The 13674-nt window shown below is 67.4% G+C and carries 10 protein-coding genes; 3 read left to right on the forward strand and 7 right to left on the reverse strand.

The annotated features are described in order from the left end of the window. Positions 1–66: 66 nt before the first annotated feature. Together ACXPWS_RS31275 and ACXPWS_RS31280 are read left to right on the forward strand one after the other, a co-directional pair. On the forward strand, positions 67–2424 hold the full coding sequence (locus ACXPWS_RS31275) for an arylsulfatase (RefSeq protein WP_458710367.1): 2358 nt from the start codon (positions 67–69) through the stop codon (positions 2422–2424). A 467-nt stretch (positions 2425–2891) separates the two neighbouring features. Further along, a complete protein-coding gene (locus tag ACXPWS_RS31280) occupies positions 2892–4004 on the forward strand; it encodes a cellulase family glycosylhydrolase (RefSeq protein ID WP_458710368.1) in 1113 nt (370 codons plus the stop codon). On the opposite strand, the gene ACXPWS_RS31285 is transcribed toward ACXPWS_RS31280, so the two are convergent. From ACXPWS_RS31285 to ACXPWS_RS31305, 5 genes are all read right to left on the reverse strand, one after another. Beyond that, positions 4001–5011, reverse strand: a complete 1011-nt coding sequence (locus ACXPWS_RS31285) for a glycoside hydrolase family 6 protein (RefSeq protein ID WP_458710369.1) — start codon at positions 5009–5011, stop codon at positions 4001–4003. The two genes, ACXPWS_RS31280 and ACXPWS_RS31285, sit on opposite strands and share 4 nt — an antisense overlap. Before the next feature lie 255 nt (positions 5012–5266). Next, positions 5267–6157, reverse strand: a complete 891-nt coding sequence (locus tag ACXPWS_RS31290) for a mechanosensitive ion channel family protein (protein WP_458710370.1) — start codon at positions 6155–6157, stop codon at positions 5267–5269. A gap of 56 nt (positions 6158–6213) precedes the next feature. Next, on the reverse strand, positions 6214–7452 hold the full coding sequence (locus ACXPWS_RS31295) for a fatty acid desaturase family protein (protein WP_458710371.1): 1239 nt from the start codon (positions 7450–7452) through the stop codon (positions 6214–6216). A 9-nt stretch (positions 7453–7461) separates the two neighbouring features. Further along, on the reverse strand, positions 7462–8592 hold the full coding sequence (locus ACXPWS_RS31300; protein WP_458710372.1) for a ferredoxin reductase: 1131 nt from the start codon (positions 8590–8592) through the stop codon (positions 7462–7464). Positions 8593–8674: 82 nt separating this feature from the next. After that, complete coding sequence (locus tag ACXPWS_RS31305; RefSeq protein ID WP_458710373.1) at positions 8675–10360, reverse strand: metallophosphoesterase; 1686 nt, start codon at positions 10358–10360, stop codon at positions 8675–8677. 143 nt (positions 10361–10503) lie between these two features. Between ACXPWS_RS31305 and ACXPWS_RS31310 the strand changes: the two genes are divergently transcribed. Next, positions 10504–11007 (forward strand): hypothetical protein, encoded by a 504-nt coding sequence (locus tag ACXPWS_RS31310; protein WP_458710374.1) that lies wholly within the window; start codon positions 10504–10506, stop codon positions 11005–11007. An 18-nt stretch (positions 11008–11025) separates the two neighbouring features. On the opposite strand, the gene ACXPWS_RS31315 is transcribed toward ACXPWS_RS31310, so the two are convergent. Together ACXPWS_RS31315 and ACXPWS_RS31320 are read right to left on the reverse strand one after the other, a co-directional pair. Beyond that, entirely contained in the window at positions 11026–11823 is a 798-nt protein-coding gene (locus ACXPWS_RS31315; protein WP_458710375.1) for a GAP family protein, read from the reverse strand. Between the two features lie 4 nt (positions 11824–11827). Beyond that, entirely contained in the window at positions 11828–13564 is a 1737-nt protein-coding gene (locus ACXPWS_RS31320) for an AMP-binding protein (RefSeq protein ID WP_458710376.1), read from the reverse strand. Between the last annotated feature and the right edge of the window lie 110 nt (positions 13565–13674).

A 13674-nucleotide genomic window follows, 5' to 3' on the forward strand; every position in this document is an offset into this window, starting at 1 on the left:
ATGCCGGGGCCGGATAGTCTGGGCGGCGCGACTCAAGCCAAGTGGTTGCGCACCGAAGGGACGATCATGCCCAGTTCGCCGGAATCGCAGGTACGCCGCGACATCCTGCCCATCCCGGATCCCCAGCATGTCGGGTTGACCACCTACGACGCGAAGGACCCCGACACCGCGTATCCGCCCATCCGGATGCTGCGGCCACCGCCGGGTGCACCCAACATCCTGATCGTGCTGATCGACGACGTCGGCTTCGGCGCGGCGAGCGCGTTCGGTGGGCCGTGCCACACCCCGGTGGCCGACCGGCTCGCCGCGAACGGACTGAAGCTCAACCGCTTTCACACCACGGCGCTGTGTTCACCGACCCGTCAGGCGCTGCTGACCGGCCGCAACCACCACTCGGTGGGGATGGGCGGCATCACCGAGATCGCCACGTCGGCGCCGGGATACAGCAGCATCCGGCCCAAGGACAAGGCGCCGGTCGCAGAAACGCTGCGGCTCAACGGCTACTCGACGAGCCAGTTCGGCAAGTGCCACGAGGTTCCGGTGTGGGAGGTATCGCCCGTCGGGCCGTTCGGGCAGTGGCCCACCGGGTCGGGTTTCGAGCACTTCTACGGGTTCATCGGCGGTGAGGCCAACCAGTACTACCCGGGGCTGTACGAGGGCACCAAACCCGTCGAGCCGGAGAAGACGCCCGAGCAGGGCTACACCCTCAACGCGGACCTGGCCGACCGGGCGATCACCTGGGTGCGCCAGCAGCAGGCCCTGACTCCCGACAAGCCGTTCTTCATGTATTACGCGCCGGGGGCCACCCACGCGCCACACCACGTCCCCAAGGAATGGTCCGACAGGTACCGCGGCAAGTTCGACGAGGGCTGGGATGTGCTCCGCGAGCAGATCCTGGCCCGGCAGAAGGAACTCGGCGCCGTGCCGCAAGACGCCGTCCTGACCGCGCGGCATGCCGAGATCCCGGCCTGGGACGACATGTCCGACGAGTTGAAGCCGGTGCTGGCCCGGCAGATGGAGATCTACGCCGGCTTCCTCGAGCAGACCGACTACGAGATCGGCCGGGTCATCGACGCGATCGAGGACCTCGGTGCCCTGGACGACACGCTGATCTACTACATCATCGGTGACAACGGCGCCTCCGCCGAGGGCACGCCGAAGGGCTGCTTCAACGAGATGGTCACGCTCAACGGCCTTCCCGACATCGAGACCACCGAGTTCCTGCTGTCCAAGATCGACGACTTCGGAACCCCGGATGCCTACAACCACTACGCGGTGGGCTGGGCACACGCACTGTGCACGCCGTACCAATGGACCAAGCAGGTGGCCTCGCACTGGGGCGGTACCCGCAACGGCACCATCGTGCACTGGCCAGCCGGTCTCGCGGACAAGGGCGCCTCGCGCAATCAGTTCCACCACGTGATCGATGTCGTGCCCACCATTCTGGAGGCCGCCGGGATTCCGGCGCCCACCGTGGTGAACAGCATCACGCAGGCGCCGCTGGAGGGCACCAGCATGCTGGCCACGCTGCGGGACGGCGACGCACCCGAAACCCACGACCTGCAGTACTTCGAGATGTTCGGCAATCGCGGTGTGTATCACAAGGGTTGGACCGCGGTGACCAAGCACCGGACGCCGTGGTTGATGGACAAGCCGGCACTGGACGACGACCGGTGGGAGCTCTACGGCCCCGACGACTGGTCGCAGGCACACGATCTTGCCGCCGAGCAACCGGCGAAACTTGCCGAATTGCAACGACTCTGGCTCATCGAGGCGGTGAAGTACAACGTCCTGCCGATCGACGACCGGTCCGTCGAACGTTTCATCCCGGAGATCGCAGGCCGGCCGCAGTTGATCCGCGGCACCACGCAGACGCTGTTCTCCGGGATGCGCCTGTTGGAGAACTGCGTGCTCAACATCAAGAACAAGTCGCATTCCGTCAGCGCCCGGATCACGGTGCCGGATACCGGCGCCGCCGGGGTGATCGTGGCCCAGGGCGGCGGGGTGGGTGGCTGGGCGCTCTACGCGCACGACGGACGGCTGAAGTACTGCTACAACTTCTTCGGCATCGACCGCTACTTCGTCACGGCGCAGGACGTCCTGCCTGCCGGGGAGCAGGACGTGCGAATGGAGTTCGCGTACGACGGCGGCGGGTTGGGCAAAGGTGGGACGGTCACGCTGTACTACGACGGCCGGCCGGTCGGGACCGGTCGAGTAGACCGGACCGAGCCGATGGCGTTCTCCGCCGATGAAGCCTGCGATGTCGGCTCCGACACCGGTTCTCCGACATCGACGGACTACGGCCCGCACGGCAACAGGTTCTCCGGCACCATCGACCGGGTGATCATCGACATCGGTCAGGACGGTCACGATCACCTGGTGACGGCACAGGACAAGTTCAACATCGCGATATCGCGGCAGTGAGCCCGCCGCACGGGGCGCCCGAGGGGCCCGGTGAATATCGGATTACCTTCGGCGGCGTCTCGTTTCGGTGACGGTATTTCGTTGCGCCGACAGCACATTCGCAGCCCGCCGGGCTGGCCGGATCGATTCCGGCAAGAGCGGCGCGCCGTAAGTCGGGTTACCTGGCGAGTGCCGAGCACATTTTGACGACCTCGCAGATTTCACGTCGGCCGGGATAGTTGAAAACGAAACCAGCTGTACGGGCCCTTGCTGCGGCCGGTGACGCCCGGTCCGTCCCGGCGTCACGGAAACCCTGGCGACGCCATGCTGCGTTGCTGGCGCACCGCCAAGACCACCGGTAGAACATCTCACCACGGCGACTACGGTGTCGGGTTTGCTGCCGACAGGGCGCCCCAATGCCGGTGTGCAGTAGCGGGGTTGGTCTGCATTAATAGTGCACAACCGCTTGGCCTGCCAGAAAGGCTGTCATGCTCGCAACCCGCCTGCGTTACTCCACCCGGTTGACACTGGCCGCCGTGCTCGTTGCCGCGGCCCTGCATGCGCTCGGGCCCGCGCCCCGGGCCGGCGCGCTTTCCCCGTTGACCATCGACACCTCGGCGACCGCCATGGGAATGGCCGAGTCGAACCTCTACTTCATGAACGCCACCGACCTCGCCACGGCCATGCAGTCGTTCCAGGCGATGGGGGTCACGCAGATCCGGGTGTTCCTGCCATGGCGGGCGATGGAGCCGCAGAAGGGTAACTATAACTGGGTCGACGCCGACCGCATCCTCAATGCCGCTGCAGCACAGCGTATTGCGGTGGTCGGGGCGGTGACCAGCACCCCGGCGTGGGCATCGAAGTCAGGCTTCTGGCTGCCCAACGCGGCACCGGACAACCCCGCTGACTACGCGCGGTTCATGACCCAGGTCGCCCAGCGCTACGGCTCGGGCAGCGACCAGCCGCGCATCGCGGCGTATGAAGTATGGAACGAACCCAACGGCAACACCGGCTGGTCCCCGCAGCCGAACGTCGCGGGCTACACCGCGCTGCTCAAGGCGGCCTACACCGCGATCAAGCAGGTGGAGCCGACGGCGCTGGTGATCGGCGGTGTGCTGGGCGCCGGTTTGACGTTCGGCACCTGGACCATCAACCCGGTCAACTATCTGACCCAGATGTACGCGGCCGGCGCGCAGGGCTACTTCGACGCGCTGTCCTTCCACCCCTACAACTTCTCCAGCAGCTTCTCGGCCGGCGCACCGTATGCCAACACGCCCTACCAACAGTTGAAGTCGTTGCGCACCTTGATGAACAACTCGGGCGACGCAGCCAAGCTGATCTGGACCACCGAATACGGCATACCGACCTCGGCGGTCACCGCGCCGACCCAGGCCGCCTGGGTGACGGACTTCGCCACCACGTGGTCGACACTGCCCGGCGTCGGGCCGATGTTCATCTACTCGCTGGTGGACCGGCCCAACGACACCCCCTGGGGCGTCTTCAACCAGGCGTGGACCGCGAAGCCGGCCGCCACCGCGATCGCCAACTGGATCGCCGCGCACCCGGTGGGCGGCGCCGTCATCGCCAAGACGAGCGGTTAGCGGACGGTCGCGCGCGCCAGGTCGATGGCGTACTGGCTGACGAAAGTGCCCGCCGACGGCTCACCGCGGCCACAGGAGCCGTCGGACTCACCGACGCGCTTGACCCACAGATAGGCATCGGCATGTGGGCCCGCGGTGTCGGTGGTCGGCGGGGTGCCGAGCGCCCGGCCGTCGGGATTGCACCAGTAGTACTCGCCGGTGGCCGGTCCGGCGCCGTTGCGCGAGGTGTCGATCACGTAGTGCGCCCCGTTGGTCTGCGCCGAGATCGCCTCGCCGTATCCGATCTCTTCCTCCGTGGTGAAGTAGTTCGTGGTGTTCAGGCTGAAGCCCCTGGCCTTGGCCACACCGACCTGGTTGAGCCTGGCGGCCATCGTGTCGGCACTCACCCAGCGGGAGTGGCCTGCGTCGACGTACACCGCCGCGGCCGGGTCGCGGGTCAGTGCGTCGACGGCGTAGCTGATCAGGTCGAAACGTTCCTGGCGCTGCCCGTCGGACAGGCAGTCGGCCATCGCCAGCGCGTCGGGTTCGAGGATGATGGCCGCCGGCGCGGAGCCCAGGCCCGCGGCGATGCTGTCGATCCACCCGCGGTAGGCGTCACCCGAGGAGAATCCCCCGGCGGCGTAGCTGCCGCAGTCCCGGTGCGGGATCGCGTACAGCGCCAGCACCGGTGTCGCACCGGCCGCCTGTGCATCGCCGGCGAGCTTGGCGACGGTGCCTCCGACGGTGGACGCCGGGAACGCCTGGTCCAGCCAGTACGCCTGAGGCGTGTTGGCGATGGCGGTCAGCTCGGCGTTCGGCGGCGTGGCACCTTGGGCGGCGCGCATGGCCTTGGAGATGGGGTCGACGTAGAAAGGCCGACCGGCGAGCGGGTTGGAATCGTCGGCCAGCCGGATCGCCGGGGCCTGCCGGTCCGGTACCGGGATCACCGAGCAACCGATCGCGGCGACGGCCGCGGCCGCCAGGAAGGGAGAGATCCACCGCGCGAGCGCGCCTGCTGCTGAGGCCATCACGCCAGAGAAAGGTAGTGCGGCTGATCAATTCGCGCCAATCGCGGCGGCGGGTCCGATGCGCGAGGCAAACCCCGTCCACGTCGGCATATCTGCGTCACATGCCGCTTGCCGATCGACGGCCGAGACTCAGCAACATTGCGTTCAAAATTACCCACCGTGGTGAGGACACCCGTGCGACGTGCGGGGAATCCCGGTGCTCGAAGTGCGGACATAGCCGCCGGCAAACGAATCGGCGTTGCGGCAGTCGCGGCCTCACCGCTGCGTTAGCTCCCGCTCGTAGGCGACCAGTATTTCCCGCCGCAACCGGCGCTGCACCGCCCACTGCTCGTTCGGCCGGGTCTTCAACGTCATCCGCAGCTTGAGCAGGTCCGGCGACCACTCCTGCACCCCGAGCATCTTGGGTTCACCGAGGACCTTGTCGGCCAGCTCCTGATCGGACAGCGCGGCCCGTGCCGCGTCGACGGCGACCTGTTCGGCCTGCGCGATATCGGCACTCGGCGCCACCGGCACCTCGATCCGCGCCACCGCGTAGCCCTGGCTCATGTTGCCGACGCGCTTGATCTCCCCGTTGCGGACGTACCAGAGGGTGCCGTCGATATCCCGGACCGTGGTGATCCGCAATCCCACGCTCTGCACCACCCCGACCGCGTCGCCGACGTCGATGGTGTCGCCCACCCCGTACTGATCTTCCAGCAGCATGAACACACCGGTCACGAAATCACGCACCAGGTTCTGGGCACCGAAACCGATGGCGAGACCGATCACCCCGGCCGACGCGATGAAGGGCGCGATGTTCACCCCCAGCACGCTCAGGGTCGCCAGGCTCAACCAGACCAGCAGGACGATCGACACCGTCGACTTCAGCACGGACCCGATCGTCTGGGCCCGCAGCAGACGGCGCTCGGTGCTGCGCTGATCGGCAGACCCGGTGGGCATGCGGCCGCGAATGCTGCGCACCAGCGATGGCTTCGGCTCGCCGGCACCCGCCTTGCGGCGGGTGCCGGACGCGCGGTCGATCATCCGGTGCAGGCTGAACCGGGCGATCAACACGACGATCGTGTAGACCACGACCCGCGCCGGAACCTCGATGAGCCAGTGCCGGTTTGTCTCCGTCCATTCGAACGCCAGGGTGTGAACATCCATGCTTTCGACCGTACGTACCTGGCGGGCACTGTCCAGCGAATGCGGTGCGAACCCGGTCACCCGGCCGTCATCGCGCCGTTCTCCAGTTCCCGGATCGCCGTGCGCAGGCCGCGACGCCGTCCGGTGGCCGGGTCCACCCCGAAACTCTCCCGCATGCCCGCCCTGATCCGAAACTTCAGCTCCGAGTGCGTTTCCGGGGCGTCGTCGGGCGTCGCCTTGAGCAGCTTGTTCGGCAGCGCCAGCTTCAGGATGGTCCAGAACGACTGAAAGTACTGGCGGGGAAGCGATCCCGTCGTATAGGGCAAGTCGTACTTGTCGCACAGGGCTTGTACCCGCACGCTGATCTCGGCGTACCGATTGCTCGGCAGGTCGGGGAACAGGTGGTGCTCGATCTGATAGCAGAGGTTTCCGCTCATGAAGGCCAGCACCGGTCCGGCGTGAAAGTTGGCCGACCCCAACATCTGCCGCAGATACCACTCGCCGGCAGTCTCGTTCTCGAACTCTTCACGGGTGAACTTCTCCGCGCCGTCCGGGAAATGTCCGCAGAAGATCACCATGTAGGACCAGTAGTTGCGGATCAGGTTGGCGATCGCGTTGGCCTTGAGGGTGGATTTCCAGTTCCGGCCGGCAAGGGCGGGAAACACCACATAATCCTTGCCGACCTGCTTGCCGACCTTCTTGCCGATCACCCGCAGGTCTTTGCGGACCTGCGCCCAGGACTTCTCCTTGGCCCGGACCTTGGCCGTTTCCAGCCCGTGCGCCGCGACACCCCACTCGAAGAAGGTGCCGAGCGCCACGTTGTAGACCGGGTTGCCGATCATCCACCGTTCCCAGCGCTGATCACGGGTCAGCCGCATGATGCCGTAGCCGATATCGTCGTCGAGGCCAACGACATTGGTGTACTTGTGGTGAATGAAGTTGTGTGACTTCTTCCAGTGCTCGGTCGGCGAGGTGGTATCCCATTCCCATTCGGTGGAGTGGATCTCGGGATCGTTCATCCAGTCCCACTGACCGTGGGTGATGTTGTGCCCCAGCTCCATGTTCTCGATGATCTTCGCGGTGCCCAACAACGCGATACCGGCACGCCGGGCCACCTTGTGATGGCTGGCGAACAAGGCGACCCGGCCGGCGACGGCCAGTCCCCGCTGCAGCTGGATGGCCCGCCGGATGTAGCGGGCATCGCGTTCGCCGCGCGACTCTTCCACCTCGGCCCTGATCGCGTCCAGCTCACCGGCCAGGGCTTCGACGTCCTCGGGCGTCAGGTGCGCATACTGTTTGATGTCGGTGATGGCCATGCTTTCCCCCTAGATCTTGAGTGTGCAATCCCCGGAAGCCGTCGAGATGCACGTGTTGATCCGATCGCCGGCCCCGTGTTCGGCACCCGACCGGAAATCCCGCACGTACCCCTCCTCCAGCGGTAGCACGCAGGTCTGGCAGATACCCATCCGGCAGCCGAACGGCATCTGAATCCCGATCTTCTCGCCGGCTTCCAGAAGTGAAGTGGCGCCGTCGATCTCGATCGATTTGTCGGAGATCGCGAAGGTGACGGTGCCACCCTCGCCGCCCTTGTCGGTGCGGTCGATGGTGAAGCGCTCGACATGCAGCGCCCGGTCCAGACCCGCGTCGTGGAAGACCGCCTCGACATCGTCGAGCATCGCGGCGGGTCCGCAGGCCCAGGTCGGCCGGTCGGCCCAGTCGGGGACCGCCGCGTCCAGCCTGCTGAAGTCCAGGTGCCCATCCGTCTCGGTCAGCCGCAGATGCAGGCGATAACTGGGGTGGCGCTGCTGCAGCTCGCGCAACTCGTCACCGAAGATGACGGACCCCTCCGACGGTGCGGAGTGCACGTGCACGATGTCGGGTTGCTGCCCGCGCGCCGAGAGCGACCGCAGCATCGCGATCACCGGGGTGATGCCACTGCCTGCGCTGATGAACAGGATCTTCGGCGGCGGCGGATTGGGTAAGGCGAAGTCCCCCTTGGGTTTCGCCAGCCGGACAATGGTTCCCGGTTCGACGCCGTTGACCAGGTGAGAGGACAGGAAGCCCTCGGGGGTGGCCTTGACGGTGATGGTGATGTGTTTGGCACCGCGCTTCGGCACCGAGGTCAGCGAGTACGAGCGCCAATGCCAGCGGCCGCTGACCCGCAATCCGATGCCCACATACTGGCCGGGCTGGTAGTCCGCCGAGAATCCCCACCCCGGTTTGATGGTGACCGTTGCGGTGTCCTCGGTTTCGCGTTGCACCGTGACCACCTCGCCACGCAGTTCGCGGGCGGTCCACAACGGGTTGATCATCTTCAGGTAGTCATCCGGGAGCAGCGGGGTGGTGGCCCGAGCGGTCAAGCCCCGCAACACGTTCACCTTCGGACTGGTGGCGGTGTCGACGTTTTTCGCGGGGCGGATGCTCCACCGCGCCAGTTTGCGCAACGGTGTGGTCATCGGGCGAACACTCCTGGGTGCGACGTTGACTCCATACCGGTGTTATTACCCGGCAGTAAGAAACCTCACACCTGAAAAGAAATCAGAACCGCACCGGGCGCCGGTAGGTGAGCTTGTCGAACTCGCGTCCGTACTCGTCGACGCCGGTCACGTCCATCTCGCTGACCAGCGCACCAGGCCGGACGTCGACCCGCAGGAAGGCGTAGTTGCGGAACCGCACCCGCGACCACCCGACGGCCTCGGCCTGCTTCGCGCCCGCGGCGTTCCAGTAGTAGCTGTTGGGCACGGCGATGTCGTCCAGCACGTTGCCGCGGTAGCTCTCCCGTTCGCCGGGCGCGAACCCGTAGCGGGGACGGCCACCGCAGCCCACGGTGTAGTACACGGTGCCATCGGTCTCGGGGTAGACCACGGCGTTGTCGCCGGCGGCGGTGGTCGGTGCACCGGCACGGATCGGGTCGGTGCGTTCGAAGACGTGATTGTGGCCCTGCAACACCAGGTCCACCTGGTACCGGTCGAACACGTCGCACCATGCCGCGCGGACGCCGCCGTCGCTGGCATGGGCATCGGTGGTCGAGTAGGCGCAGTGGTGGAAGAAGCAGACGATGAAGTCGATGTCCGGGTCGCCGCGGTAGGCGGCCAGCGTGCGGCCCACCCAACCCGTCTGTGCGCCCCGTGAGTAGCCGGTGTTGGCGGTGATCTCGTGGCTCACGTCGTTGGCGTCCAGCGACAGCACCGCGACGTTGCCGTAGCTGAACGAGTACACCGACGGGCAGCTGGGCGGTCCGCCGCCGGGGAAATCCAGTCGGGCCAGGTGCCCGCCGTAGCCATGCGCCCCGTACGCCGCCTCCATGTCGTGGTTGCCGGTGGCGAACATCCACGGCGTGGTCGAGGCGGACTCCTCGATCGATCCGAGGTAGACGTCCCACACGAACGGGTTGTACTTGTCGAATCCGGCCGGCGGGGTGCTCCCGGCGCGGGTGAAGGTCGCGGGCCTGCCCAGTCCCGACGGGTCCGCGTATGCGATATCGCCTGCCAGCACATGGAAGTCCGGGCGTGCGGCGATGATCTGGTCGAGCACATTGGCGGTATGCGCCACGCCGGGATCGTTGTCGGGCTGGTAGTAGTCGTCGTCGTACTCGCCGCGACCCAGACCGGCAGGCAGCGCGGGCGTCTGGTCGGTGCCCTGGTCGCCGATCATGGTGAACCTGAACGGCGCCGTCGACGCCCGCGATCTCGGCATCGCGGTCGCGGCCGACCGCACATCGCTGCTGAAACCGTCGTCGGTGCGCCAACGGTAGAAATGCGGTGCGCACCCGGGCAGGTCGTCCAGCGGCGCGTGCACATAGAACTGCTCGGCGGCCAGCACACCGTCGCGACCGTCCGGGATCTGAGTCACCAGGTTTCGCACCTCGGCCTCGACGGTGGCGCCCAGCTCGGCCGTCGGGCCGTGATCGAGGAATACCTTTGTGCTCTTCGGATTTCGCGAGAGCTGCGCCGAGAACCGCAATTGCCTGGCTGCGTCCACGCCGAAGCCGACGCGCCGGTTGCCGACACCCAGCGGTGCCTCCGCAGCGTAGGCACGCGACCCGAACGGTGAAACCCCGAGCGCCGCGACGGCACTCGCCGCGGCCGCGCCGCCGAGAAAGAGGCGCCGGGAGACCGGCCGCCGCCTCAGGTAGTCCCGATGCCAGTCGTGCTGCTCGGCCATCGACAGGTGCGCCAGTGCCGGTGGGATCCCGGTGTCGGGAATGTTCTTGGCGTCGTCCATCATTGGATGATCATCGAGGCCCGCCCGCAGCGGCCGAACCGCACGGGAACTTCCGGTGAACACGAAAGAAGTATCTGCGCCGCCGGGTGCGATAGAGTGCCCAGCGAACCCTCTCCTCTCCACTAGGCATGCGAGTTCTCACCGTGAAACGCTCCCACCGGCTCGTCGTGCTGGTGACGTTGGCCTTCGGCGTGTCGGCCTGCGGCGCGGCGCCCGATCCCACCGTCTCGGCCGCCGAGCTCGCGTCCGCGCGGATGCCGGATTCGGCCCCGCTGGGCCTGGGCAGCGCCGAGCACATCAATGCGTGGCGCAAGCAGCATTACGAGGCGTTCAAGACCCTCGGCACGGCCTCCGGCCGGCTGGCGACGGCGATCAACCATGCCGATTTCGACGGTATCCACCGGGTCTGCCGCGACATGACGGCCGCCAATCAGCAGATCCGGACCAGCCTGCCCACCCCGGACCCGGCCCTGACCACCGCGCTGCGCCAGATGACCAGCCAGCTCGGCAGCCTGACCACGCACTGCCCGAACTTGGGCTTCACCTCCAGCACCCGCGACTTCATCCAGTTCGGCGCCGACGTCAAGGGCGCCGCCAGGTGGTTCGAGGCGGCCCGGGCCATTCTGCGAAGCGCCGAGCAACGCTGAGGACACCTGCCGCACCGGTCAGAGGATTCCGGCGCCCTGGGCCACGAACACACAGCCGACCAGGGTGAGGATGGCGATCACGATCTGGCTGCGATAGCCGCCCACCCAGTCGTGCACCCGGCGCAGCGCGGCCTGGGTTCTGGCCGGGGTGACCAGATTGCAGAGCAGCACGATCTCGACCACCGCCAGGCTGACCACGATGAAGACGATGGCGGCGCCGAGCTGGGCACCGAACGCGGCACCCGAGGCCAGGATGGTGGCCAGCGAAAAGGTGACCAGCGACGGGTTGGGTCCGGCCCAGAAGCCGATGACCGCCGCCACCCACAGGGCCCCGCTCTCCCAGGCCCGGTGCGCGCGCCCGAGCAGCCGCGACACGGCCGTCCCACCGTCGGCCGGTGCGTCCCGGCCGCGGTTCAACAATCGCGCGATGGGTGCCGGTGTCGCCGAATCGGTTGTGCTGCCGGCGTTTTGCGCACTCACCGCCGGTTCCGGTGTGCGCCGCCGGACCAAACGGAGCACCATCACCGCGGCGATCAACAGGATCAGCACGCCCACGCCGATCTCGATACCGCGGACGGTGACGCTCGTGGTGGTGTGCGGATTGGCCAGGTCGTGCACGAACGACGAGAACACCGCCGTGTTGTGCAGCACCAGCAACGGGACCACCAGCAACAGGACGCTCGCGCTCACGCAGCCGATCCAGTACACCAGCAGGTTCTGCGCCGGCCGCGGCCGGGAGATCAGCAGCAGGTTGACGCCGAGTCGGACGGGGTCGAGCGCGATCGGAAGCGCAAGCACCGCAACAGAACTCCACATGTGCTCAGGCGTCCAGACGGTCGAACCGGCCGAGCCGGTACTGCTCGACACACGACGCCCTGCGGATCTTGCCGCTGGTGGTGATGGGGATCGAGCCGGGCGGCACCAGGACCAGGTCGGCGATGGCCAATCCGTGCGCGCTGAACACCGCCGAGGCCACCTCGCCCCGCACGGCGGCCAGCTGCGCGTCCGCCTCGCCGTCCGAGGCCGCGCGCTTCTTCTGCTCGATGACGGTGACCAGTTTCTCGGTCTGCCCGTCGGCGACCGCGATGGCGGCGACCCGGCCGCCGGTGATCTCCTGGATGGTCGCCTCGATGTCGTCGGGCGAGTGGTTGCGGCCGCGCACGATGAGCAGGTCCTTGATCCGCCCGACGATGTACAGCTCCCCCTCGTACAGGAAGCCGAGGTCCCCTGTGCGCAGCCACGGCGCGTCCGGTGTGCCGTCCGGCGGAGCGACCAGCACGCCGCCGAAGGTGCTCGCCGTCTTCTCCGGGTTGTTCCAGTACCCGTCGGCGACGTTGGGGCCGTGCACCCAGATCTCTCCGGTGGTGCCGGGCGGGCATTCGGTTCGGGTGTCGGGATCCACGATCCGCACCAGGGGCGCCTCCGGGACGCCGTAGCTGATCAGCGGGGTACCCCGGCCACCTTCCGGCGTGACGGCCCGGCCCGCGGACAGTTCCTCCGGATCGAAGTGCCCGATCTTGGGTGGTTCACCCGGTGCCCTGGTGGCCACGTACACCGTCGCCTCGGCCAGTCCGTAGGACGGCCGGATCACCGACTCCTTCAGATTGAAGCGGGCGAACCGCTGGGTGAAGCGGCGCAGCGTGGCCGGGTGCACGCGTTCGCTGCCGGTCACGATGTTCAGCACGCCGGACAGGTCCAGTCCCGCCATATCGTCATCGGTGATCTTGCGTGCGACCAGTTCGAACGCGAAGTTCGGTCCCGCGGTGTAGGCGTTCGGATGGCCGGCCAGCAACTGCATCCACCGGGCCGGCCGCGCCAGGAACGCCACCGGGCTGGTGAGCACGGTGCGCAGCCCCAGCAGCACCGGTGCGCACACCCCCAGCACCAGACCCATGTCGTGGTAGAACGGCAGCCACGACACGATGGTGGTGTCCGGGGGCGCGACCTTCCCGCGGTCGGCGAAGTAGCCCGACACCAGTTGGTCGAAATTGGACAGCACGTTCTGGTGCGACATCATCACGCCGGCAGGTTGGCGGGTCGACCCGGACGTGTACTGCAGATAGGCCGTGCCGGCGCTGTCACCGAATTCGGCCGAGGACCCGAACCGGGAATCCTCGCCCACCTGGTCGACCTCGATCAGGACCGCGCGGTGCCCGGCATCCGGCCCGAGGTGCTGGGCCACCACCCCGGCCACCGCGGAGGTGGTCAGCACCGCGCCGGCGGTGGCGTCACGCAACACCGCACCGACCCGTTCGTCGGTGGCGCCACCCATCGGAACCGACAACGGCACCGCGATCCGGCCCGCCAGCAATGCCCCGAGAAAACCGGCCACATAGTCGAGTCCCTGCGGCGCCGAGACGACCACCCGGTCGCCCGCGGCCCCGGTCTCCGACAGCACCTTCGCCACACCCGATGCCCGCCGGTACAGCTGCATCCAGGTCAGCGACTCGGCCTCGCCGTCCCAGTTCCGGTCGTAGTCGATGAAGGTGACCGCGACGTCATCCGGCTGCAGACTGGCGCGCTCACGCAGGACGGCCGGGATGGAAGCCTCAATCACGTAGCTCACACTACTGGCGGGCCCGGCCGTGATAGCTGCGTCGGGCCTTAGCTGGGTCGACTATGGTGGGCGGCGGCACACGGCGCCCGACTTCGGAACTCGAGGGTGCG

This window comes from Mycobacterium sp. BMJ-28 (genome assembly GCF_054404835.1).